This is a genomic window from Staphylococcus sp. EZ-P03, assembly GCF_003344575.1.
GTDB classification, from domain to species: Bacteria; Bacillota; Bacilli; order Staphylococcales; family Staphylococcaceae; genus Staphylococcus; species Staphylococcus simulans_B.
The window spans coordinates 141,396-163,173 of sequence record NZ_QPMO01000015.1; the positions used below are offsets into that span (position 1 = coordinate 141,396).

Sequence of the window (21,778 nt, forward strand, 5' to 3'; positions counted from 1 at the left end):
CATACTTGTCCCACCCACTGTGTTTGGTTTCATCTTTTCTAAGATGTAACGACCTGATTGTTTTCTCAAGTAGTCATTTGTGTCAAAAATGTCTTATCTTCAACTTAAAACATCTATGTAGCTATTTCAATTTTTTCGTCTTAGAATTCTTTTTAATTTTGAATTTATCATTCAAGATTCTGTCATAATTACACCCATCCTCATGCTACATCTTAAGTCCTATCTTTCAAATTCCTTCAATAATTAGTAGCACAAAGAATTTTTATGTGCTATCATAAAAGTTGTTTCAACAAGTATTTACATACTACAATTAAAACTATTAATCACAAATAAGGATGGTACGCTATGTTATTGTTAGAATTACTCAAAGCGTTGATTCTGGGAATCGTTGAAGGATTAACAGAGTTCGCACCTGTTTCCTCAACTGGGCATATGATTCTCGTTGATGACATGTGGTTGAAATCCCCTGATTTCTTAGGGTCTCAATCCGCATTTACATTTAAAATTGTCATTCAGCTCGGATCAGTCTTCGCCGCAGCATGGGTATTCAGAAAACGTTATTTTGAAATGCTGCACATTGGAAAATATAAACATGGAGCACAAGCACCAGATACAGCCGAAGGCGAAACGTTAAGCAGAACTGCACAAACAAAACAAAAACGTTTAACTTTATGGCATGTATTAGTCGGGATGATTCCTGCAGGTATTTTAGGTTTATTGTTTGACGACTTTATCGAGAAATACTTATTCAGTGTGCCGACGGTTATGATTGGCCTTTTATTAGGTGCTTTCTATATGATTTTCGCACAAAAATTCAGCCGCCGTTATGCACATCGTGAAACAATTGATCAGATTACTTACTTGCAAGCTTTCGTTATCGGTTTATCGCAAGCGGTCGCAATGTGGCCGGGCTTCAGCCGTTCAGGCTCTACAATTTCAACAGGGGTATTAATGAAATTGAATTATAAAGCCGCATCTGACTTTACATTTATTATGGCTGTACCGATTATGTTAGCCGCAAGCGGTTTATCATTAATCAAACATATCGGATACATTCATTTGAATCATATCCCATTCTATATTATCGGTTTCTTAGCCGCATTCTTATTCGGCTTACTGTCAATCCGATTATTCTTAAACTTAATCAACCGTATTAAATTAGTACCTTTTGCGATTTACCGTATCATCTTAGTTATCTTTATCGCTATTCTTTATTTCGGATTCGGTATCGGCAAAGGCATTTAATACAGAAGACAACCAGCACAAATTGCGTGCTGGTTGTTTGTGCTTCAAACACCTATCTGCACAATTGCTTTGACCCTTAAAAAAAGTAGTGTATGATACAAATGTATTCGTTTATCCCTGTCTGACTCAGGGTATTAAGTAGTTATATACTAATAAATGGAGGCCACTCAAATGGAGAAGAAAAGATTAATTAGAACATTGTTAACGGTACTGCCTATCATTCTTGTGCCTTTAATTGTAGAACGTAAACGCATCAAGGATCATCCTGATGTGAAAAAAGTGAATGATAAAACTGCAAACTTAAGACAAAATGTTTCTGACAAATCATCGCAATTTGCGAGCAATGTATCAGATAAATCTTCTAAAGCAGCAACGGCGGTTTCTAATAAATCTTCTGACCTTAAACAATATGTCAGCGAGAAGAAACAAGAAATGGAAGAAAAACGCCAAGCTAAAAAAGAAGCAAAAGCCAATGACCCTGAGCGTATCAAAGCAAAAGGCGATAAATTAGAGAAGAAAAACGAAAAAGAAGCTGAAAAGATGGCGAAGAAATTAGAGAAGAACATCGAGAAGCGTCAAAAACAAGAAGATAAAGACGCAGAAGCAACACGCAAACGCCTCGTTAAAGAAATGAAAGACGCTCAAAAGTATGAGAAAAAAGTAGGTCTCGTACCAGGCGGACAATCTGATAAACAGCTTGAAAATAAAGGCGAAGAACTTGAACAAGAAAATAAAGATGAAGCTTATGACATGAATCGTATTTTAGAAGACCGCATTGAACAACGTTTAAAAGCAGAAGAAGAAGACAGACGTACTAACCAAGAAGAACGTATTGCGGAAATTCAAAAACACGAGAAAAAGCCGAATCTCTAAATGACACAAGTGATTATTGACGGAGATGCTTGTCCTGTTACAGATTCAATTATCCAATTGACTGAAGGGACAGGCATTTTTGTTGTGTTAGTACGCAGTTATTCCCACTTCTCAATGCGAGATTATCCTGAACATGTCAAAGTTTCATATGTAGATGACGGTCCTGATCAAGTCGATTACAAAATCGTCCAGCTTGCACAACCTGATGATATTGTCGTCACACAAGATTACGGTTTAGCAAGTCTGTTAATCGGTAAAATCCAGTATGTTCTTCATCATAATGGTATGCTATATAGTGATAAGAATATGGCACAACTATTGGAACAGCGTTATTTGAATGCACAAACCAGACATCAAGGCAAACGACATAAAGGTCCTAAAAAGTTCTCAGATGAAGCACGTGCAAAATTCGAACAATCCTTCCAGCGTGTCATAGCACAGATTTCTTCTTAGGAGATGAAAAGCATGAGTAAAATAAAACGTATTGCAGTCTATTGCGGAGCAAGCAAAGGCAAAGACGAAATTTATATGCAGCAGGGTTATGCTTTAGGCAAGTATATGGCGGAGCATGGTTATGAACTTGTCTTTGGTGCAGGTTCTGTCGGTATTATGGGCGCAATTTCTGATGGTGTATTAGATAATGGCGGCAGTGCAATCGGTGTCATGCCTAAAAGTTTAGATGATAAAGAAATTACCAGCCAGCGTTTAACAGATTTAGTACTCGTAGATTCATTACATGGACGCAAAGCTGAAATGAGCAAACGCGCAGATGCTTTTATTTTAGCACCCGGTGGTGCCGGCTCATTAGAAGAATTCTTTGAAACATACAGCTGGGCACAAATCGGTATTCACACAAAACCAATGGCAGTCTTTAATATCAATGGTTTCTTCGAACCGCTTCAACACTTAATCGATGAAATGATCAAAGCTGGTTTTATCGATGATAAATACCGCTCATTAGCACCGCTTTACAACGACTTAGACAGCTTATTCAACGGTCTTGAACATTACCATTCTGTCGGCACACGTACCTATGATTAATAAACAACATAAGAAAAGAGAGCAGCGCTTCAACATGCGTTGCTCTCTTTATTCGTTCAGCTTCTTATAATATCTGACTTGTTGTCTTAACGGATGGATTTTAGAAACAGTAGGCAGCTCGAAATCATCAAAATGCTGCATACCGATTTTATCCATTACGCGGCGTGATGCTGTATTTTCTGCTGCTGCTAAACTATAGACTTCATCAATACCTTTTTTTGCAGCATACTCCAATACCGCTTTCGCCCCTTCTGTGGCTATACCGTTATCCCAAACTTCTGGGATTAAGCGCCAGCCGATTTCATAAAACGGCAATTCTTTAAATGGATACTTACTGTTCTTAGGCAGATAATTCAACCCGACAAAGCCTATCCATTCACCGCTCTCTTTGAGTTCTACCGCAAACAACCCGATGCCTTCTCTTTGGAGGTTGTTCTGCATGGCTTGCATATCCAATTCAGATCGTCTGTAACTCAAAATGCTCGGGAAGAAGCGACGCACTTGCCGGTTAGCATTCATTCTTTGAAACGGCAATAAGTCTTTTTCTTCCCAATCTCTTAACTTTAAACGTTGTGTTTCCAAATATACGCTCATTTGATTCCACCTCGTATACCCATTCAATCTCTTGTGATCGCGTAAAAAATGATATACAAAAAAGCACTGTAGCAAAGTAGATTGTACTCTCGTTCTTATACATGGTTGTTATCACTGCACTTCACTTACGAGTGCCCTTCACACTATCTATTTGATTGTTAACTGCAAAGCTGCAGTAGATTGCCCTCAAATTAAGCTTGAGGATATTCAGAGCGTGTGTTGTAACTGATCAGTTGTATTGTGACCGGAACTTCTTGCAGACGTTCTTTCTCGCTTTTAGGCGCAGTAAATACAACGTCTACAAAGTCGCCTAAGTGGCTCAACTGATATGTAGCTTCAAAAGTATCTGTATCCGACTCGAAGTTTGGTTTTTGCGCAACTCTGCGTTTAACTTGTGCAGAAGGTGATGTATGTTCATACCCCGTAATTTTTTCAATTGCTTTGCCGACTTCTCTTAAAGTCATTTGTTTGCCTTCTAATTCGAAAAATTGTTGTTCGTGCATGGTTTAATCGACTCCTTTAGTTCGTTACTCTGTTACCTCTTTCATACCCTTTAGGCTTTTTGTGCAAACGCCTAAGGCTGCTTCGTTGTGTCCTGCTCTTGTTGTTTTGAATTTGTCTTAGACTTAGAGGTTGAAGTCTCAGACTGTGCAGATGAATCTGTTTTGTCTTTTGCTTTGTCTTCTTTTGCTTCTTTTGCTGCTTTATCTTTTTCCTCTTGTTTTGAACGTTGCTTAGCACTTTCAGTCGCAACTTTATCTTTGACTTCGTCTTGTAATTTATCAACACGTTCTTGTGTCGCTTTTTCTTCTTTTTCAAGCTTATCTTTTGCTGCTTTTAATTTTTTATTTTCCTTTTCAAGCTTATCGATATCTTTCTCTAGCGCTGCCTTTTCATCGCTCTTTCCGCAAGCACCTAACACTAAGGTTGAAGCCAGCAGCAGCATGATTACCTTCTTCATTTGATTTGTACTCCTTTAATCCTCAATCCAGCTCATCATTGCGCTGATTTTCTACTTATATTTTACCATGTATCGTACGTTGCTTCATAGTTTACAATCAAACCGCAGAAAATTTTCGCTTTCGATGCGTCTGTGATTGATTTATACGCTTAACTTAGTCATAATATTCTTGATTGATAAAAAGAATCGAGGAGGTTTGCAATATGCCTAAATCCACGGAACGGTTGATGCGTGAAAATAATGTTAAGTCGCTGCATTTGAATAATACCGACCGAGAAATATTCGAAAGCTACATGACTTATATTCGTGCTGATCTGCGTGTCAATCCCCACGATTCTGAACGTGTACTGAACCGTATATTAAGACAGCTGCTTAAATCAGAGAACCAAGGGATGCTGGCCATGGATTTCTTTGACCATAATCCTAAAGCGCATGCGGTGAAAACCATTAAAGAATTAAAAAACGAAACCTTAAAGAACATCTTTAAATATGTATGGCATCATATCTTGTTTTTACTCGGGATATTCTGCTTCTTTAAAGGCTTCATCGGTTTCTTTATAGGCGCAAAGCCGATTTATTACTTTACGTTTCCTATTGTAGTCCTGGCTGGATTGTTCATCATTTTCTTATTCGTATGGTGGACGTTCAAAACCGTACAAATCCAAGCCTTTAACAAGTCGAATTGGGTGTGGATATTAACCTACGTCGTGATTTTTGCATTAATTGCATTGCTCTTTTACGTCTTATATATCCCGCAATCTTATTTGGCTTTTGGTCCATCTATCCAAATCAATAACTGGACCTTTATCATTATTTCATTTATCATCACACCTATCGCGTTCTATATTGATCATCACTTCATAAAACAAAACAGCAATACGTATTTATAAACAAAAACAGCAATACGTATTTATAAACAAAAACAGCAATACGTATTTATAAACAAAAACAGCAATACGTATTTATAAACAAAAACAGCTTCAAAAGCAAAGTTATCCAACCTGCTTTTGAAGCTGTTCTTTTATTAGATGATTCCGCTTAATTGATTAAAATCGCTAAGAAGAACCACACTACCATAATAATCATTACAATAGCTTGTGCTGCAGTACTGGCAAGGAAGCCTACAACTGATCCGAAACTTGCTTTTATAGCAGTTGCCGGATCCTTTTGCAAAATCATTTCTACAACAAATACCGCAATAAGCGGAACTAAAATAATGCCGAATGGCGGGAAGATAAAGCAGCCTAAAATAACACCGATAAGTGCCGTGATTTCGCCTGCTTTAGAGCCGCCGAAACGTCTTGTGAAATACTGACTCATCATCAAGTCTGCTAAAAAGATAAAAATCGTTAAGATAATCATGGAAATATAGAAGACCCATGATAATTTTCCGTTGTGGAAACCGATCTGGTAAATCAAGAAACCGATCCACATTACCGGCATTGATGGAATGACCGGCTTAACCAGTCCAATAAATGCAATCACAAAACATGCAATAATAAATAGCCATAAAATCGTTGCGACCATGCTTAACCTCTTTCTGATTCGATAAATTTCTGCTCTTTAGTAAAGAAGATTAATATCATACCTAAAGCTAAAGAAGCAGCTGATACATAAAACACATTCCCTAATCCTACAATTTGACTCATCACACCGCCAAGTAAATTTCCGCATAATTGACCAATAACCATCGCGTTCGCAAACAGTGTTGAAGAATAACCTGGGAATTCAGGTACAATATCTTGGAAATACGTAATACCTAAACCTAATAAGACAGCTAAGAACATAGCTAAGAAGACTTGTCCGACCATCATCATATAAACATTATCGAAGACACCGATACTAAAGAAAAACAGTGTTCCAAAACATGCGCCGAAAATCAACAGCGTACGTGTTTCTAATTTGGCAGATAAAACACCTAAGATAATCATAAACGGTACTTCTAAGCCTGCACATAAGCTTGCTAGTATCCCAACATAGTCTTCACTCTCATGCAGATATTTCGTTACAAACAGCGGCATATTTAAAGTATACATCCACTGACCGATATGCAGCAGGATAAAGGCAATAAACGGAATCAGCAGTTTCATATTTTTGAACATACTTGGTGCTCTCTTTTCAACATGCGGGCCGTCCCCGATAGAACGCTTGACCGGCACTTCTTTGAAGAAGAAGACTTGAAGAATTAATGTTAATAAGATTACAACAATTGTTCCGCCGAATAATCCGGCATAGCCCATCGTACCGTTTAATACAGCACCGATTAACGGACCGAATAAGAAACCAAATGAGAACATCGAACGCAAAACAGTATTCGCAAATTTAGCGCGTCCTCGTGAAGATGAAGCATTAATCGACTCACGTGCTGACGCATAAAGCTGCGGCATCGCAGGTGCGAATAACCCTTGGAAGATGGCATAAAGTGCAATGTATAACCAAATACTATGCACATAGAAGTAAATACCAAAACTCATTGCGCCCATAAACAGCGCACAAATAATAATTAATTTACGATTCACACCGCCTCTATCAGAGAAACGTGCAACAATCGCATTGACACTGAATTGACTGATTGCGGCTAATGCCAGCAATAAACCGAATTGCGATGTCGTCATGCCTAACTCATTCGTAGCAAAGAGCACTAAATAAGGAATGGTAATCGCAATCCCCATACCGATGAGCATCATGTTTATGACAAATAATTTATAGTTTTTAATATGCAGTAACTCTGCAAACATATTCTAACCTCACTCAACAATTAATAGTAACTACTAGTTTAATCAATTTAAAGCTTATTTGGAATAGATAGACATAATTTTTATGGATTTCTCATATTATTTCTTTTCCACATTAAAAAGACATCCAGCACGATACGGATGTCTTTGTGATAGTTTGCATTCAATACTCAGCGTTATGCTTCTGGCTTTTCCGCAATATCATTGACCACTAAATCAACGAATGATTCTACTTGCGGCAATTGCAGCATGCTGGAGTCATAACTCAAATAAGTTGAACGCACTAATGGATGTGTTTCAATATCAACTTGTTCAAAATCAAAACGCTTCGGATCTAAATCTTTAATCATAATTTCCGGCAGCACCGTCACACCGACACCGCCAACAAGCATTTCTTTGCATGTAGCAACTTGGTCTACAGATATCATTGCATGATAATCTTTGCCTAAGTTGCGGCCATACCATTCTTTGATTTGATTAATATAAATCGGGTCTGCTTGGAACTCGATAAATGGTAATTCTGGTGCTTGGTCTCTCTTGCCTTTGGGGTAAATAAAGAAATGTTTGTCATTGAATAAGTATTGGTTGTTCAAATTTAAAATTTTACTGCCGCGGATAATCATAATGTGATAGTCTCGATGATGTGCTTTTATGTGATCACTGGAACCCACGCGTACTTGAATTTCTACATTCGGATACTTATCGTTATAATGACTCAGCACTTCAGGCAGCAATGTTTGACCTATCAAAGAAGAGCACCCTATAGAGATTGTACCGTTGACTTCTCCCATATGGGCTTGCATCTTATCAAAGAACAAACGCTCGCGTTTCAGCATATCTCTGGCATGTTCTATGACCATTGCGCCCTCAGTCGTAGTAATCAGCTGCTTTTTGGTACGTATAAAGATATCCACTCCAAATGCATTCTCTATCGCTTTTAATCGCTGTGTTACAGCAGGTTGAGAAATATATAAAATCTCAGCTGCTTTACGCAATGTACGCGTTTCGTCTAACGTGATTAACAATCGGTAATCCTCAATCTTCACACTTTATCCTCCTAGATACTTCAATCCATTTCTAATAAATAAAACCATGCGGCAGTCAATCTGACAGCATGGCACCTTTCATACAAACATCTTTTGTACATGACATGCAGCGTGATAACCAGCTCATGATTTGTCGCGGTGATGATGCGTCGTATGTTTATCGTTTAAATATTTATGTTTAATCTTATTATAGCAATACATAATATTTTCTTGCATACTCGCAAAGTCATGATCGATTTTCATCATCAATTGATGCGCGATAATGTATGCTTCATGATATTGCTTCTTCGAAATCTGCTTTGTCTCTAATGCACGTAACAAGTCATCTTCATCAACCAGCTCATATTCTCCGTTAGGCAGCACAATGACGTCTAGACATAAGTCCACTGTACGTGCTTTGCCCTTTTGTGTAATATTCTTGATGTTGATATCAAAATAATATTCAAGCGGGTTGCCTTTTTCATCTAGCATCACTGTTATACTGTAGCGTTTCTTATCGGGAACGATCTGAAGCCACTGATAGTTGTTATCTGCGACAACAATCGTCTGTCCCACGACTGAAACCTTTAAAGGTTCCTTTACTTTCTTCATTGTGATTAGACCAATGATTCCTTTGAATTTATTATTATTCACCTTAACTTCAGTATAATCTCTTTCAATCAGACGACGCCAGTGACGTTTATCGATGTATTTTACTTTCACAGTCACCAACTCCTTGACATTATTATATAAAACTGTCACATACATGTCACTCAATGTTTGATATTCTTTACATTATTGCAATAAGAAGCACACCTTTTACACATTAATAAGCGATAGTGCCTTCCCTTTGTTTTTCCCCGCAATATAAAATACCGTACTTATCTGACATAAGTACGGCTGCATAAAAACATAAGGCTGCCCCATTTGCAGCCTTAGTGTTAACTCGTTTTAATTTTTCCAAGGAAGAAACTGTCGACTGCACTTAAGTTTCCTCTCCAAGTAATCTTACCGCTGGAAGGCGTCGGCTTGCTGTCTCCTAAAAAGATACTGACATCTTTTAAATGGATATAGTTTGCTTCTCCGTCAGATGATTCAGCTGCTTCGCTTGCCCCGGCAAGTCCTTCGCTGAATTCTTTAGAACGTTTATTTCCGCCTTTAAAATACTTGCTTTGTGTTTCAAAGTACTCTGATGCTGAAATCAATGTCCCTGTAACAATCGCACCGTTAATCATGAGTGTAATATCCAATGAAAAGTCATCTTGATTTGCGGCTTGTACAAAGGATTCTAATACATCATCTTTAGCAGAATTACTACTCATTTTAATCACCCCTCTTTGTTTTATTTAAGAATTGTGGGTATCATCATTACTTTCTAACCACGTTTTAGTTTCTTCTTCAGTTTTCTCTTTTTGCTTTTTCTGGGTTTGAGCCCTTTTTGTTTTCCTAGTACTTTTTTCGGGCTTTTGTTTTTGCTTTTCTTTTTCATTTTCTTGAGACGTTTTTTCAGATCTTTCTTCATCTTCTTTAGTTTTTTCTGATTGCTCTTTTTCATCTTTATCATCCTTTTTGAACATTCTAGAAGTTGAGTTTCTTAATCTTTTAATCCTATTCTTTGCGGAAAGATTAAGTTTAGAACCTCTTTGCTTAAGCGTTTGTTTTTCTTCTGAAGTATCTTCAGAAGTTGTCGCTTCCTTTTTTCCGGCATCATCTGCCTTTTGTTGCTTATTAGTTGTACTCCCTGTACTTTTCTTTCTGCTTGAAGCAGATGTCTTCCTTGCCGGCTGCTTTCTTCTTGAAGATGTTTTCTTAGTTGCGGATGGTTTCTCCTCTTCTGAAGCTTCAGACTCATCTGACTGCTTTACTTCAGAAGCTTTTGTGCTGTTAGATTTTCTCTTTCTTGCTGGTTTTCTTTTAGCAGCTGTACCACGCTTAGGTTTAGAAACTACCGCTTCTGTTTCATCCTTATCTTCTGCATCATCTGCTTTCTCTGATGATGCTTTATCTTCCTCAGTTTTACCCTCTGATTTTTCATCGTTGTCTGATTGTTTTTCCTCTGAATCAGAATCAGTAAATTTTGAGTCTTTCTCTTCTGTTGCTTTTTTAGAAGCAGGTTTTTCTGACTTAGCATCTTCTTCTTTTGACGCTTCAGACTCTGAATCATCTTCGTCTAGCTCGTCTTTTGATTGATTACTTTCTTCTTTATCATCAGATTCTTCTTTGTCAGACTCGTCCTCTGATTTAGATGATTCAGTTTTAGAATCCTCTTCAGAATCTTCATCTTGTTCAGAATCAGGTGTTTTCGAAGACGAGTCATCTTCTGATTTAACATCTTCATCTGAAGTATCTTCAGATTCTTTTTCATCCTTATCTTCTACATCTTCTGATTTATCTAACGATGCTTTATCTTCCTCAGTTTTATCTTCTGATTTCTCATCGTTGTCTGATTGTTTATCCTCTTGATCAGAATCAGATGCTTTTGAGTCCTTCTCTTCTGTCTCTTCTTTATCATCAGATCCTTCTTTGTCAGACTCGCCATCTGATTTTGATGATTCAGCTTTAGAATCCTCTTCAGAATCTTCATCTTGTTCAGAATCAGGAGCTTTTGAAGACGTGTTATCTTCTGATTTAGTATCTTCATCTTCTGATTTAGTATCTTCATCTTTTGATGTGTCAGGCTCTGAATCATCTTTGTCCAACTCATCTTCTGATTGAGCACTCTCTTCTTTTTTATCAGATTCATCTTCTTCGTCAGACTCGTCTTCTTCTAACTCATCTTCAGATTGAGTACTTTCCTCTTCATCATTTGATTCACTTTCTCCTGTGTCTTCTTCTGGTTCATCTTCTGATGATGTTTCTTCTTCATCAGGTTCTGTTTCTTTTGTGTCATCATCATGATCTAAAGAGGTTTCATTGGATGATTCGTTTTCTGATGTTTCCTCATCTGAGTTTTCGTCTTCTTCGTCTGATTCTGTTGCTTCATCTGAATCTGTTTCTTCTTCTGCTGTTTCTTCTTGGTTTGTCTCTTCTTCATCTTCTGTGTCTGTATCGTCATCTGCGACGAGTTCGTTTTCATGAGTGTCTTCATCAGATTCATCTACATAAAGCTTGTCTTCTTTGTGGAATGGGTTGAGTTTAGAAAGCAGTTTTTTGCGACGGCTTGGTGCTGACAGATAACCGACTGAGGCGCCGACAATTGTTCCTGCAATCGTTTGTGTAAGTGTCAGCTCACGTTGTTTTTGCTTTTGCAGTTTTTTCTTTAGTTTCTTTTTTGACTTTTTACTCATGCTTATCCTCTCCATCTCGCTGCTTATCAGGTGATGCATTTTCTAATTGAGCTTGGTTGCTTTCGTTGAGTTTGTTTTCTAATTCTTCAACTCTCTTTTGAAGTGCTTCATTTTCATCATCGCGCTTTTTAGCAAATTCTGTTGCTCTAGAAGTGAGATAAGGATCTGTTTCCCACCAATCTAGGCCGATTTCTTTAGCTTTATCGACTGATGCAACAATTAAACGGATTTTGATAGATAATAATTCAACATCTCCGATACCGACTCTGATGTCACCAGCAATAACGACACCTTTATCTAATACTTTCTCTAATACATCGACTAAGTTACTCGTTCCGTTTGAAGCAGGAGGCAGTTGTTCATTTGCCATAACTTATTCTCACTCCCTTGTTATCATTCGAATATGACATCATTACATCAATCTTCCTAATGGACCTAGGTCAATGTTTAAGTCTTCATCATCTAAACCGAAAACTTCTTTCAGCTCTTCCATTTTTTCTTCTAAGTCCATTAAGGCGATACCTAAGTCCTCGATTTGTTCTTCTGTCAGTGTGCCGCCTTCTACACGTCTGATAGCGTGGCGTTCGACAATTTCTCTTAACAGCTCGATGACTGTCATCACTAATTGCGCTAATCCATCTTCAGCATCATCTTGTCCTATATTAATACGTGCATTATTCTGATTGATCTGTGGCATCTAGAAGTTCCCTCCTTTGTTTTTCGAATTCGTCAGATGTGATATCGTGCCGGTTATTTTCGTAAGACTGAACCAACGTTTCAACAGAAGAAATCAAAATGCGCAAGTCTAAATAAACCAAATCAATACCAGCAATGGAGATGATTAAGTCACCTCTGATTGCGACACCTTTATCCAAAATGACATCTAAAACATCTATGAGCCCAACTTCTTTATTTTCTATGGTTTCTCTTGTTGACGGCATCTACATACACCTCACAATTAATTAAAGCTAGAAAAATGGTATGCAGGCCAAGGGCCTGTTGCTTCTATACGCCAACCTTCTTCTGGCAGTTCGTTTTTTTCGTTATCGATAATCTCTAAGAACGCATCAACTTTGTCTTTTGGTAAAAGATAGACACTGTTGTAAACCATTTCTTCTTTTAATCCGGTCACATCTCTTCCCCAATTCTTCTTAATAGAGTAATCTACTGCTAATGCTTTGATTTTTTGATGCAATGCTTCTCCGACACGGTCTTTCTCATTTTCAAGTTCTGTATCTACAAACGTATCGATTTTTTTCTCCGCAAAGAAACGTTTGCCTTTTGACATACCATCGAGTTCGCGGCGTTTTTCTTCGACATTTTTATTATGCTTGCTGATTTCCTTTTTCAACTTGTTGTCATCTGTATAAAGTTTCAATGTCCATTCTTCTTTGTCTTGCAAGAAATCGAATGTCGCATTGATTTTTTCTTCAACATCTTGAATTGTGGATTTTAAGCTGTCTTTTGTTTTATAAATCGTACAGAATTTCAACGGAATCAGCGTGTAGTTCTGGTAGAGCGTTTCAATCGTTTCATGATGGTGAAAGGCTTTTTCTTGAAGCCATTCCATGTCGTTATCGATTTTATTTTCAATCACAGATTCAGAGTATTCATCTCCATCTAAATCACAAACGATACTAGTAATATTGTCATCAATCGGTACAGTGTATAAACTGCCCTTTTTATCAAAACCTGTTAAAGAAGGTAGTTCGGTGTCTTCAAGTTCCGATGCTGGAACAAGTGCATACAAATATAACAAATTCTCCATTATCTATTCATCTTCCTTCTGTTCAATCATTGCTTCAACTTCTTCAATTTCTTTTTGTTTGGCAGTTTCGTAGCGTGCAAGCAGCTCTGCTTCCTTCTCTTTATATACATCTTCTGGAATTTCGCCTAATTCCATCATCATCTGAAGTTGGATGAGTTTTTGTTCAATTGTCGGAAGGTCATAGAGTTCCTTGTCTGCCTCTTCTTTGACTTTTTTAGCGATGGCCGTCAAAGTTTTGATTGAGCCGTATATCAACATTTACATCCCTCATTCAATGTTAAGACGGATATTCACAAAGTTATACGCTGCCCATGGTCCTGTATATTTGAAATCAACTTTATCTTTCCATTCTTCATGAAGTTGATTGACCTTATCATCAAATGCTTGATCATGTTCGCTGTCGACAAGAAATGCTGCGTTTAACAACATTTTCTCGCTTTGCGGTTCATTAGATTTAGCAGCCGTACTGATATTTGCGAGCGGTTGATAAATATCCTCTTCGATTTTTTGTGTTAATGCTTTGAATACATTTTGCGTAGCTGAACCGAGCTTAATACGGTCGTAATAGCCTGCATCTTCTGATTTGCCTTTGACTGATTCGGCCATTTTTTGAAGTTCCGGATCATCTTTTACTATTGATTCCAGCCATTCTTGTTTGCCGATTACTTTTAAACCGAGTTCGAATTTGCCTTTGATTTCTGGGAATAATGTTTCAAATTGCGGATAAAGCTTTTCAAGCAATACTTTCACATCATCTTTAGATTTAAAGACATTCCCGAAACTGATAGGGATGACTGCATCTTTTTCTTTCATGACTGTAGATACTACCGTTTGATGCATAATCAGGTTTTCTTTCTTTGGTGCATATATTTTCATAGGAACAACTGCAGCAACAATCGCTGCATCCTTATATCTGATAGTGAAGAGTTCTCTTTCCTCACCTTCAACTTCTACTGTTCCAAAATCATCATTGCGATCTGTTTGTGTACCGCAAAAAACATAAACGCCTGTATCTTCTTGTGCCATATGCGTAGCTCCTTTGATTGTATCTATTGTTTAATCCTTATAAGTTTATGATTAATTATTATCAACTTTACTTCTGTAGCGGATGCCCTCACGTTTAAATGACGTGACCTCTCCATCTTTATCAAGTTCTACATGATACGTTCCTAACATTTCATCTTTTGCATAACGTTTCATATACTCTTTCTCTTCAATCACTTCAACAGTTGCTGTCCATCCGCCTTCATCACTTTCGCTTTTTTCAACTGATGTGATTTTAAATGGCGGTGCAACGTTTTCATTGAAAAACTCAGTGATTTTATTTAAAAGTTCTTTGATAGCCATGTTTATCCTCCATATATGCAAATAGTAAGAGATGACGACAAACTCTCATAGTTGTCGCCTCTCTGGAATTTGATTCAGTTATTAAACGCTATATGACGATTCTTTCTTTTCTTTCTTGTCATCGTCATCTGATTGGCTTTGCTGCTCGATTTGCTGTTGTTCATTGTTGTCTGCTGTAAGTCTTTCAGGTGTTTGACCTGGCAGACCTTCTTCTTCAACATCATCTCTTAATAAGCCGACTGCTTCAGCATATCTTAACCAAGTATCCACACTTGCAATAACTACTCTTGCTTCAATTGTTAAGATTTCGATACCTACGACTGAAACTCTCACAAATGCGTCAATTACAATACCTTTATCTAATATACGGTCGATTACCTCTGCTAAACTTGAAGTATCTGCGCTTCTTTGTACACTCATACTATTTAATCCCCTCTCAAATTTGTATTTTTATCAATACTTTTAATTGTCAGTTAACAACGATTTATTGTGTTGCAAACCTTTGACTTCGCTTGACTTTTTAATATCTGCTGCGCTTTTGATTTTGGAAACGCCTTTGATGTCTCTGTAACTCTTGATGTCTTGAACACCTTTGACTTTTTTCTTGCTGCTGCCTGAATCGTTGGTGTTGATTTTATCTTGAAAGGCTTCCCCAGCCTCTTTTACTTTTCCTAATTTATCGCGTGTCTTAAGCAAAGCACCTTGGATTTTATCCGTTGCTTCATCCGCAACGTCGGGTACAACTTCTTGGTTTTTCTCTTTCACTTGCTGTAACTTTCCTGCTGCTTGATCCGCCTTCGTTTGTACACCATCTTGAATTTTTTCTTCCATCATTTCATGTGCTTTGTCTTTCAACTTGTCTTTAGCTTTGTCTTCAATGGCGTCAGGAGTTTTTTCAATTGTTTTCTTTGCTAATGTTCCTGCTGCTTTTTTTACTAGTTTATTCGGCATCAAAGTCCTCCCTTAACTATGAGGTTTGCCTTTATCATTTACAGTATTAGCAACCACCTTTATATCCGGTATAAACAAAATGATTTTTTGCTGTCATTCAACTGATTCAACCAAGCCATAGTTCAATGACGCATTATACAATAATTTGTTTATTACCTTTGTTTGTAAAATGTCCTTTGTTGAAAATCTTTGGTGTTTGTGTATTATCTTTATTACCACATTAGTTTTTACGAAAACATAAATAATGATTTTATACAAAAATCCTTGCGCCGAAATTCAAGGTTTTGCGTAATATACAACTGCAAAACAAATTTTTTGCTGAAACACAAAAAATCAGGTAAATGATTGTAAAAATTACAACAAAAGGTGTACAGAGTTATCTTTCTGTACACCTTTTAAATTGAGAAGTTGCATCATCCATTATTTTCTTCCGAATAATGATTTTTTACGTTTCTTAGAAGCTGCATATTGATCAAACTTATCTTCTAAGAACTGTAAACGCTGCTGCAATGATTCATTTTCAGATTTTAATGATTGATATTGCTTTTTATTCGGCTTTTTCTTAGCTTTTTTATCACGCTTGTCGCGTTTGTCTTTCTTCTTAGCATCTTTGCTGAATAAGCCGGATTTCTTTTTGTCCTTCTTCTTATTTTTCTTTTTCTTGCTGTCATTGTTGAATAATGAATCTGTAAGGCTTGAAGCTCTGCCTTTGAATGATGTTGCATCTTTTAATTTCTTTTTCGGATACTTTTTAGCAACTGCTTTTGTTGCTAATTTCGGTTTTAAAGCATAGCCGATACCTGCACCGACAACTCCGCCTGCAACAGTTCTATATACAGGATTCTCCGCAACATCCTTGAATTTTTTAGCTTTTTTAACTGTATCTACTTGATCTTTAACTGGTTTAGTCATACTACATTCCCCTCGACTTTCCTGATTTTGTCCTAAGGCAAGTCTTCAAAGCGTTCTTCTAGTCGGCTGATTGCTTCTTTAAGCTGTAAATTTTCTTCTACTAACGCTTCGTAACTTTCCTCTTCGTCCTCTTCTTCTACTTCTTCTTCTTCAAAATCTTCTTCCTCGAAGTCATCGTCTTCAAAGTCTTCATCGTCCTCTTCTTCAACGTCTTCTTTTTGGAAGAGATTTCTTGTTTGATTTTCAATATTCATTGCAATATATGCTTTGATGTTTTCTTCAGTAGATTGATAAACATCCGCCGCAATGTTTTGGAACAACTCTGATTTTTTTATACGATGAATCATTTCTTGCGTTCCTTCTCTTCTATAGAACCAACCGAACGTTGCACCAAAGACACCGCCGATGACTGCATCAGCAACATGAATATTTTTGTTGGTTTGCTTTTTCTTTTTCAATTTTTTGTCCTTTGATTTTTTCATCACACTCTACCACCCCTTTCATGGTTGAATCAAACGTCCTTCAATTATCCAAGTATCAATTTGCCATATATTGCAACGTGGCGAATTGCACAAGGAGTGAAATTATCGTTTTTCATAAATCATGTTATTTAAATTACCCTCACACATTCTTTGTAAACAAATTGATTTTCTTGATATTTTCTATATAAAAAGTTTTGATTATTTATAATTTTGATTTTACAATAATAATCATTTTCGACAATTACAAACTTTTGTTTCAATACACAAACGGTGTACTTTCATATAAGTAACAATCCTAATATTGTTCAATATGTAGAAATCATCAACTATACTTATTTTTTCTTTATTGAACACCTTATAGTCTTAGTCAACTTTCATCTTATGTCTTGTTTCAGAGCACAAAAAAAACAGAACCCTTAACATTTGCAGGGTCCTGCTTTTAAGTAAACTATTCATTTAATGATGCTGCCGCATAAGATTCAATTACTTGTCTTAAGTGCGGATAGTCAGCTTTTAAAGTTGCTTGATCAAACATCTCAAAATGCTCAAACATGAAACCGGGCTGGCACATACAGCCGACTAATGCATAACCAGACTCATCTTTGATTGAAGATGCAAAGATTGTTCCGGCTGGTACAACATATTGAAGGACTTCTCCTTGTGCAATATTAGGACCGATGTGTACCGCTTCATATTCTCCATTCTTATGAATCATATGAACAGTCAATGTTTGACCGTAATGATAATACCAGATTTCATCTGTATCGATACGATGAAAGTGTGAAATATTATCATCAGTCAGTAAAAAATAAATGCTTGTATAAGCTGGGCGCGTTGTTTGCGCCACTTGTCGTTCGGCTTGAATAATCTCTTTATAATAGCCACCTTCCGGATGAGGAATTAAATCTAATTCATTCACCCAATCTGCCACTGTTCGCTGCATCATTTAGTCCAAATCCACATTATGGTAAACGTTTTGAACATCTTCTAAATCTTCTAATGCATCGATTAAGCCTTCGAACGTTGCTTTATCTTCATCTGATAATTGGATATCATTTTGCGGCAGCATTTCAAACTCGGCTACTTGGAATTCTTCAATACCGCTTTCTTTCAATGCATCTTGTACTTGTGCAAATTGATCAGGTTCAGCATAAACGATTGTTAAATCGCCGTCTTCTACGACATCACGCACATCTAAGTCTTTTTCCATTAACAGTTCCAAGATGTCATCTGCTGATTTGCCTTCAAATGCGAATGTACCTGTATGTGTGAACATATAAGATACTGAACCGGAAACACCCATGTTTCCGCCGTTTTTACCGAAAGCTGCACGTACGTCTGATGCAGTACGGTTCACATTGTTAGTTAAAGCATCAACGATTAACATAGAGCCGCTAGGACCGAACCCTTCATAACGCAGTTCGTCATAGTTTTCGTCATCTGAGCCCTTCGCTTTATCGATTGCACGGTCAATGATGTTTCTCGGTACATTATATGTTTTTGCACGCTCTAACACTAAACGCAGTGTTTGGTTAGAATCCGGATCAGGTTCACCAGATTTTGCGGCTACATATATTTCTTTACCGAATTTCGCATAAATTCGACTCGTATTTTTGTCTTTTTGGGCTTTTTTCTCTTTGATGTTATTCCATTTACGTCCCATACTTCCATCTCGCTTTCGCTCTCAATTTTTAACATCAACTATTATACATGATTTTTCCTTTAATATATAGTTTTTGCAAACCTAATTCCCAATTTGTGCAGAATTACTTTTAAAATCAGATAAAAAAAGACAGCACTGTTAAACAACAGGCTGCCAAATCCACAATATTATATCTTTCTCTAGTGTGCGATGATGTGATGTAAAATCAACCTAAAAACTTATCAATGTCATCAAGCATTGCATTAAGTTTATCTATGTCTTTGTCATCCATGAAAATGTAAACTTTACGCTCATCAGAATCAGATCTGACTTTGCTGACGCGATCTTGGTTTACAAGCTTGCGGATAGAAGCCAAAACTTTCGTACGGCTGATCTCAAATGAATCTGTAGCAATCTTTAAAAAAGGTTGCATTAACATCTTTTCTTCGGTGCAATTCTCATGAATACAGTTAAGTATAACAAAATCGTTCATGTTGATTTTGTATGTTTTTTCGATGTAACTCGTTAAATCCATATACTTTTTGTATTCTTTGAGCAATTTTTCTAACTTACTTTTTTTCAAAGTACACGCCTCCAGAACTTATATCGATATAATACATTCATTATGAATATTTAAAATATGAAAGTCTTTAGTGTTTCCCCACTTTGTCTTTGCAGTTTTTCCAAGTACGGCAAATTAAATTGTACAAAATATACATATCCTTCAAAATGTTCTGCTCAATCTTTCATTTTATACAGAGAAATCACCTGCAGTGAATTGTAGTTAACTTCAACACTAAGAAAGTCCTGGTTAAAATCATGCTCGAAAACATCAAAATTCGGAACATTGACGCTTTCAATTTTTTCTTTCAGATGTTCTGACCATTGATACGTATTAAGCAGAGACGGTGAAATAATCTGATTGATATTACCATACTGATAATCCGTAATTTCACGCGTAACAAGATAATTCTTTCTTAAAGAAACATCTTTAAAACCTAAATCAAAACGATGGCTGCTTTGTTCTGTTTCATGGACTTCATTTTCAATGATTCTCCAGTCATAGACAATGATACTGAGACGTTCATCGTCCTTACTCACTAAACACGCCTCATTTTCATAGAAATAATACGTTTCAAAATCCGACAATTGCTGATATAAGAAATACAGTGTTGATTTAAATCCGTTTCTATCAAATAGATATGCCGCATTATTATGTGTCTGCTTATACAAATCTACACCGATGCCTGAAAACACTTCATAAAACTGCATATACATATACATCATCAATGGTGTACTGTCTAACAAACTCATATTCTCATTAAACAGCTCTCGATTCGGTATATTAACAAGAATATATTTGCGTTCTTCTAGATGAACTTGATCCATGACAGCTTTAAGCGGTGCTAAATTTGCAATTTGTTTCATCGGTATATTTTGATAAGATTTCTCTAAATAAGGATACTTCAACTTTTCATTATCAATAATGTAATAGTCAAAGTTAACACGCTTCATAGGCAGTTCTAATGATTTGAACTTTTCCGAATCATTGAAGAGTTTGCTGATTTCTAAGTTGAATTTAACATTGAATCCTAATTCTTTAAGCCGCATTTTTTGAATATAAATGTCTTTTAAAGATTCATTGTGCAAACTAAACGTAAATGAAATGTTCGACCCTTCAGATCTTAATGCTTCATAAGCTGGATGCCCTGTAAAGACCTCTGATTGCAGCAGCGCTTGCTTCATATAATCAATGTCATCTTTAGAATTAATGGTGAATGCTACACGAATTTGATTGTTATGCATGGTATCTAATAGTGCTGTAAGTTCCTCATCACTGAATGCTTGATGAATCTCTGGAATACTGATATTGATTAAGAACATAACTTCCTTGTCAAATTCCATAATCTGCTTATTTCTCTTTTTAACCATGGCTTGTTTCAATTCTTCAAGCGTATGAATTTGAATCGTCATCACAAATGGATGTGTTGGTTTATAGAAAGCATCCGAATCGTCGATATAAACTATGTTTTGTTTATCTTCTTTCCAATTCGAGAGTAATTCATCGACTTTCTCTATATAGAACTGCTTTCCTTGATTACTTAACTCAGATTCCTGGTCTTTCACTATGTAACACATGTTTTTGCTTACTTTAGACTTATGTCTGTAATCATTAGGTGTTGTTTCTAAATGCTGCTTAAACTTCCTTGAAAATACACTGAAACTGCTGAAACCTACTTTTTGCGAAATTTCACTTATTTTCATTTTTGTTGAGACAAGCAATTCCATAGAAAGTCCGATACGCAATGTTTCAATGTAATTTCTGAATCCCATATTAAAGATTTTTTGGAAGTGTGATGAGAGCGATGTAGGTGAGGTATAAATCTCTTTAGCAACTGTCTCTAAAGTGATTTTTTCATCAATATGCTTATGAATATATTCGACGATTTTTTTATCGCGATTATTCAAAGAGGCCGATAAATGATGCGACACATGTTGCAATTCAACACTGGCTTCATTAATTAATATATCGCAAATTTCGCCCACATATTGATTGATGTTATCTTCGGAAAGCGTACCTTCTAAGTACTTCTTCAATAAAATAAGCATTGCTTTTTCAACATGTTTATTTGACTGAATCAATTGCGCATTGAATGCATAATTAAAAAAGGCAAACCCTTTTTCTAAAAACCAATCACTCGCAATGTACAGCATCATCATTTTATCATTGTTCTTAACCTGAAAGACTTCGCTATGATTGATAATGCAAATACAGTCTTCAACTGTATCAGTATGGGTTGAGTGTTGGATTTCTGCTGTGCTATTTATAGGCCAAAGTAATAAAAGTCCATCATAACAACGATTGACAGGTAAGTTTTGGGCTGTATACAGATCAATAATACTACTTCTCATTC

The 21,778-nt window shown here is 36.6% G+C and carries 29 protein-coding genes; 5 read left to right on the plus strand and 24 right to left on the minus strand.

Translation table 11 applies throughout. The features are described 5' to 3' along the window. Positions 1 to 345 precede the first annotated feature (345 nt). The 4 genes from DVJ99_RS08340 (at position 346) to DVJ99_RS08355 (ending at position 3,159) form a co-directional block, all read left to right on the plus strand. Positions 346 to 1,245: an undecaprenyl-diphosphate phosphatase gene (locus DVJ99_RS08340; protein ID WP_114603868.1), complete on the plus strand. Its 900-nt coding sequence runs from the start codon at positions 346 to 348 to the stop codon at positions 1,243 to 1,245. A 171-nt stretch (positions 1,246 to 1,416) separates the two neighbouring features. Continuing rightward, complete coding sequence (locus tag DVJ99_RS08345) at positions 1,417 to 2,118, plus strand: hypothetical protein (protein WP_114603869.1); 702 nt, start codon at positions 1,417 to 1,419, stop codon at positions 2,116 to 2,118. Next, the gene (locus tag DVJ99_RS08350) at positions 2,119 to 2,571 is read left to right on the plus strand and encodes a YaiI/YqxD family protein (RefSeq protein WP_114603870.1); all 453 of its coding nucleotides are present in this window, start codon (positions 2,119 to 2,121) and stop codon (positions 2,569 to 2,571) included. Positions 2,572 to 2,592: 21 nt separating this feature from the next. Next, positions 2,593 to 3,159 (plus strand): LOG family protein, encoded by a 567-nt coding sequence (locus DVJ99_RS08355; protein WP_162912161.1) that lies wholly within the window; start codon positions 2,593 to 2,595, stop codon positions 3,157 to 3,159. A 48-nt stretch (positions 3,160 to 3,207) separates the two neighbouring features. Here DVJ99_RS08355 and DVJ99_RS08360 read toward each other — a convergent pair whose 3' ends face one another. The 3 genes from DVJ99_RS08360 to DVJ99_RS08370 all read right to left on the minus strand — a co-directional run bounded on the left by DVJ99_RS08360 (position 3,208) and on the right by DVJ99_RS08370 (position 4,714). Beyond that, positions 3,208 to 3,753, minus strand: a complete 546-nt coding sequence (locus DVJ99_RS08360; protein WP_114603872.1) for a GNAT family N-acetyltransferase — start codon at positions 3,751 to 3,753, stop codon at positions 3,208 to 3,210. Positions 3,754 to 3,944: 191 nt separating this feature from the next. Next, positions 3,945 to 4,256 carry a hypothetical protein gene (locus tag DVJ99_RS08365; RefSeq protein ID WP_114603873.1) on the minus strand — a complete coding sequence of 104 codons (312 nt, stop codon included), beginning with the start codon at positions 4,254 to 4,256 and terminating at the stop codon, positions 3,945 to 3,947. A 71-nt stretch (positions 4,257 to 4,327) separates the two neighbouring features. Then, positions 4,328 to 4,714 (minus strand): SA0632 family lipoprotein, encoded by a 387-nt coding sequence (locus DVJ99_RS08370; protein WP_114603874.1) that lies wholly within the window; start codon positions 4,712 to 4,714, stop codon positions 4,328 to 4,330. 203 nt (positions 4,715 to 4,917) lie between these two features. On the opposite strand from DVJ99_RS08370, the gene DVJ99_RS08375 reads away from it, so the two are divergent. After that, entirely contained in the window at positions 4,918 to 5,604 is a 687-nt protein-coding gene (locus DVJ99_RS08375; protein ID WP_114603875.1) for a DUF1129 family protein, read from the plus strand. Positions 5,605 to 5,752: 148 nt separating this feature from the next. Here DVJ99_RS08375 and DVJ99_RS08380 read toward each other — a convergent pair whose 3' ends face one another. The 21 genes from DVJ99_RS08380 to DVJ99_RS08480 form a co-directional block, all read right to left on the minus strand. Continuing rightward, complete coding sequence (locus DVJ99_RS08380) at positions 5,753 to 6,241, minus strand: DUF456 domain-containing protein (RefSeq protein ID WP_114603876.1); 489 nt, start codon at positions 6,239 to 6,241, stop codon at positions 5,753 to 5,755. 2 nt (positions 6,242 to 6,243) lie between these two features. After that, positions 6,244 to 7,452, minus strand: coding sequence for a sugar efflux transporter (locus DVJ99_RS08385; RefSeq protein WP_114603877.1), 1,209 nt, complete (start codon positions 7,450 to 7,452; stop codon positions 6,244 to 6,246). Between the two features lie 173 nt (positions 7,453 to 7,625). Next, positions 7,626 to 8,495, minus strand: coding sequence for a LysR family transcriptional regulator (locus DVJ99_RS08390; RefSeq protein WP_114603878.1), 870 nt, complete (start codon positions 8,493 to 8,495; stop codon positions 7,626 to 7,628). Between the two features lie 123 nt (positions 8,496 to 8,618). Continuing rightward, complete coding sequence (locus tag DVJ99_RS08395) at positions 8,619 to 9,197, minus strand: ribonuclease FAU-1 family protein (RefSeq protein ID WP_162912158.1); 579 nt, start codon at positions 9,195 to 9,197, stop codon at positions 8,619 to 8,621. Positions 9,198 to 9,415: 218 nt separating this feature from the next. Further along, entirely contained in the window at positions 9,416 to 9,796 is a 381-nt protein-coding gene (gene gvpU, locus DVJ99_RS08400; RefSeq protein ID WP_114603879.1) for a gas vesicle accessory protein GvpU, read from the minus strand. A gap of 24 nt (positions 9,797 to 9,820) precedes the next feature. Further along, entirely contained in the window at positions 9,821 to 11,761 is a 1,941-nt protein-coding gene (locus DVJ99_RS08405) for a hypothetical protein (RefSeq protein WP_114603880.1), read from the minus strand. Then, the gene (locus DVJ99_RS08410; protein ID WP_114603881.1) at positions 11,754 to 12,131 is read right to left on the minus strand and encodes a gas vesicle protein; all 378 of its coding nucleotides are present in this window, start codon (positions 12,129 to 12,131) and stop codon (positions 11,754 to 11,756) included. Before DVJ99_RS08410 ends, DVJ99_RS08405 begins: the two co-directional genes overlap by 8 nt. Positions 12,132 to 12,173: 42 nt before the next feature. Next, positions 12,174 to 12,458 (minus strand): gas vesicle protein K, encoded by a 285-nt coding sequence (locus DVJ99_RS08415; protein ID WP_114603882.1) that lies wholly within the window; start codon positions 12,456 to 12,458, stop codon positions 12,174 to 12,176. Next, on the minus strand, positions 12,436 to 12,702 hold the full coding sequence (locus tag DVJ99_RS08420; RefSeq protein WP_114603883.1) for a gas vesicle protein: 267 nt from the start codon (positions 12,700 to 12,702) through the stop codon (positions 12,436 to 12,438). Before DVJ99_RS08420 ends, DVJ99_RS08415 begins: the two co-directional genes overlap by 23 nt. A gap of 17 nt (positions 12,703 to 12,719) precedes the next feature. After that, on the minus strand, positions 12,720 to 13,529 hold the full coding sequence (locus DVJ99_RS08425; RefSeq protein ID WP_114603884.1) for a GvpL/GvpF family gas vesicle protein: 810 nt from the start codon (positions 13,527 to 13,529) through the stop codon (positions 12,720 to 12,722). Between the two features lie 3 nt (positions 13,530 to 13,532). Beyond that, positions 13,533 to 13,787: a gas vesicle protein GvpG gene (locus tag DVJ99_RS08430; RefSeq protein WP_114603885.1), complete on the minus strand. Its 255-nt coding sequence runs from the start codon at positions 13,785 to 13,787 to the stop codon at positions 13,533 to 13,535. Positions 13,788 to 13,796: 9 nt separating this feature from the next. Beyond that, positions 13,797 to 14,555 carry a GvpL/GvpF family gas vesicle protein gene (locus DVJ99_RS08435; protein WP_114603886.1) on the minus strand — a complete coding sequence of 253 codons (759 nt, stop codon included), beginning with the start codon at positions 14,553 to 14,555 and terminating at the stop codon, positions 13,797 to 13,799. 51 nt (positions 14,556 to 14,606) lie between these two features. Next, entirely contained in the window at positions 14,607 to 14,876 is a 270-nt protein-coding gene (gene gvpO, locus DVJ99_RS08440) for a gas vesicle protein GvpO (protein WP_114603887.1), read from the minus strand. 81 nt (positions 14,877 to 14,957) lie between these two features. Beyond that, positions 14,958 to 15,296: a gas vesicle protein GvpJ gene (gvpJ, locus tag DVJ99_RS08445; protein WP_114603888.1), complete on the minus strand. Its 339-nt coding sequence runs from the start codon at positions 15,294 to 15,296 to the stop codon at positions 14,958 to 14,960. Positions 15,297 to 15,338: 42 nt separating this feature from the next. Beyond that, entirely contained in the window at positions 15,339 to 15,827 is a 489-nt protein-coding gene (gene gvpQ, locus DVJ99_RS08450) for a gas vesicle protein GvpQ (protein ID WP_114603889.1), read from the minus strand. A gap of 420 nt (positions 15,828 to 16,247) precedes the next feature. Then, positions 16,248 to 16,739 carry a hypothetical protein gene (locus DVJ99_RS08455; protein ID WP_114603890.1) on the minus strand — a complete coding sequence of 164 codons (492 nt, stop codon included), beginning with the start codon at positions 16,737 to 16,739 and terminating at the stop codon, positions 16,248 to 16,250. Positions 16,740 to 16,771: 32 nt separating this feature from the next. After that, the gene (locus DVJ99_RS13120) at positions 16,772 to 17,221 is read right to left on the minus strand and encodes a hypothetical protein (protein ID WP_162912159.1); all 450 of its coding nucleotides are present in this window, start codon (positions 17,219 to 17,221) and stop codon (positions 16,772 to 16,774) included. Positions 17,222 to 17,669: 448 nt separating this feature from the next. Beyond that, on the minus strand, positions 17,670 to 18,164 hold the full coding sequence (locus DVJ99_RS08465; RefSeq protein ID WP_114603904.1) for a cupin domain-containing protein: 495 nt from the start codon (positions 18,162 to 18,164) through the stop codon (positions 17,670 to 17,672). Positions 18,165 to 18,167: 3 nt separating this feature from the next. Then, a complete protein-coding gene (locus DVJ99_RS08470; RefSeq protein WP_105993481.1) occupies positions 18,168 to 18,884 on the minus strand; it encodes a YebC/PmpR family DNA-binding transcriptional regulator in 717 nt (238 codons plus the stop codon). A 205-nt stretch (positions 18,885 to 19,089) separates the two neighbouring features. Beyond that, entirely contained in the window at positions 19,090 to 19,446 is a 357-nt protein-coding gene (locus tag DVJ99_RS08475) for a transcriptional regulator, SarA/Rot family (protein ID WP_105993480.1), read from the minus strand. Positions 19,447 to 19,601: 155 nt separating this feature from the next. Continuing rightward, positions 19,602 to 21,776: a helix-turn-helix domain-containing protein gene (locus DVJ99_RS08480; RefSeq protein WP_114603891.1), complete on the minus strand. Its 2,175-nt coding sequence runs from the start codon at positions 21,774 to 21,776 to the stop codon at positions 19,602 to 19,604. Between the last annotated feature and the right edge of the window lie 2 nt (positions 21,777 to 21,778).

What these genes read in the sequence shown, in the direction of transcription:
- DVJ99_RS08340 (WP_114603868.1), top strand. Translation starts at nt 346, where the DNA reads ATGTTATTGTTAGAATTACTCAAAGCGTTGATTCTGGGAATCGTTGAA.
- DVJ99_RS08345 (WP_114603869.1), top strand. Translation starts at nt 1,417, where the DNA reads ATGGAGAAGAAAAGATTAATTAGAACATTGTTAACGGTACTGCCTATC.
- DVJ99_RS08350 (WP_114603870.1), top strand. Translation starts at nt 2,119, where the DNA reads ATGACACAAGTGATTATTGACGGAGATGCTTGTCCTGTTACAGATTCA.
- DVJ99_RS08360 (WP_114603872.1), bottom strand. Translation starts at nt 3,753, where the DNA reads ATGAGCGTATATTTGGAAACACAACGTTTAAAGTTAAGAGATTGGGAA.
- DVJ99_RS08365 (WP_114603873.1), bottom strand. Translation starts at nt 4,256, where the DNA reads ATGCACGAACAACAATTTTTCGAATTAGAAGGCAAACAAATGACTTTA.
- DVJ99_RS08370 (WP_114603874.1), bottom strand. Translation starts at nt 4,714, where the DNA reads ATGAAGAAGGTAATCATGCTGCTGCTGGCTTCAACCTTAGTGTTAGGT.
- DVJ99_RS08375 (WP_114603875.1), top strand. Translation starts at nt 4,918, where the DNA reads ATGCCTAAATCCACGGAACGGTTGATGCGTGAAAATAATGTTAAGTCG.
- DVJ99_RS08380 (WP_114603876.1), bottom strand. Translation starts at nt 6,241, where the DNA reads ATGGTCGCAACGATTTTATGGCTATTTATTATTGCATGTTTTGTGATT.
- DVJ99_RS08385 (WP_114603877.1), bottom strand. Translation starts at nt 7,452, where the DNA reads ATGTTTGCAGAGTTACTGCATATTAAAAACTATAAATTATTTGTCATA.
- gvpU (WP_114603879.1), bottom strand. Translation starts at nt 9,796, where the DNA reads ATGAGTAGTAATTCTGCTAAAGATGATGTATTAGAATCCTTTGTACAA.
- DVJ99_RS08405 (WP_114603880.1), bottom strand. Translation starts at nt 11,761, where the DNA reads ATGAGTAAAAAGTCAAAAAAGAAACTAAAGAAAAAACTGCAAAAGCAA.
- DVJ99_RS08410 (WP_114603881.1), bottom strand. Translation starts at nt 12,131, where the DNA reads ATGGCAAATGAACAACTGCCTCCTGCTTCAAACGGAACGAGTAACTTA.
- DVJ99_RS08415 (WP_114603882.1), bottom strand. Translation starts at nt 12,458, where the DNA reads ATGCCACAGATCAATCAGAATAATGCACGTATTAATATAGGACAAGAT.
- DVJ99_RS08420 (WP_114603883.1), bottom strand. Translation starts at nt 12,702, where the DNA reads ATGCCGTCAACAAGAGAAACCATAGAAAATAAAGAAGTTGGGCTCATA.
- DVJ99_RS08425 (WP_114603884.1), bottom strand. Translation starts at nt 13,529, where the DNA reads ATGGAGAATTTGTTATATTTGTATGCACTTGTTCCAGCATCGGAACTT.
- DVJ99_RS08430 (WP_114603885.1), bottom strand. Translation starts at nt 13,787, where the DNA reads ATGTTGATATACGGCTCAATCAAAACTTTGACGGCCATCGCTAAAAAA.
- DVJ99_RS08435 (WP_114603886.1), bottom strand. Translation starts at nt 14,555, where the DNA reads ATGGCACAAGAAGATACAGGCGTTTATGTTTTTTGCGGTACACAAACA.
- gvpO (WP_114603887.1), bottom strand. Translation starts at nt 14,876, where the DNA reads ATGGCTATCAAAGAACTTTTAAATAAAATCACTGAGTTTTTCAATGAA.
- gvpJ (WP_114603888.1), bottom strand. Translation starts at nt 15,296, where the DNA reads ATGAGTGTACAAAGAAGCGCAGATACTTCAAGTTTAGCAGAGGTAATC.
- gvpQ (WP_114603889.1), bottom strand. Translation starts at nt 15,827, where the DNA reads ATGCCGAATAAACTAGTAAAAAAAGCAGCAGGAACATTAGCAAAGAAA.
- DVJ99_RS08455 (WP_114603890.1), bottom strand. Translation starts at nt 16,739, where the DNA reads ATGACTAAACCAGTTAAAGATCAAGTAGATACAGTTAAAAAAGCTAAA.
- DVJ99_RS13120 (WP_162912159.1), bottom strand. Translation starts at nt 17,221, where the DNA reads ATGAAAAAATCAAAGGACAAAAAATTGAAAAAGAAAAAGCAAACCAAC.
- DVJ99_RS08465 (WP_114603904.1), bottom strand. Translation starts at nt 18,164, where the DNA reads ATGCAGCGAACAGTGGCAGATTGGGTGAATGAATTAGATTTAATTCCT.
- DVJ99_RS08470 (WP_105993481.1), bottom strand. Translation starts at nt 18,884, where the DNA reads ATGGGACGTAAATGGAATAACATCAAAGAGAAAAAAGCCCAAAAAGAC.
- DVJ99_RS08480 (WP_114603891.1), bottom strand. Translation starts at nt 21,776, where the DNA reads ATGAGAAGTAGTATTATTGATCTGTATACAGCCCAAAACTTACCTGTC.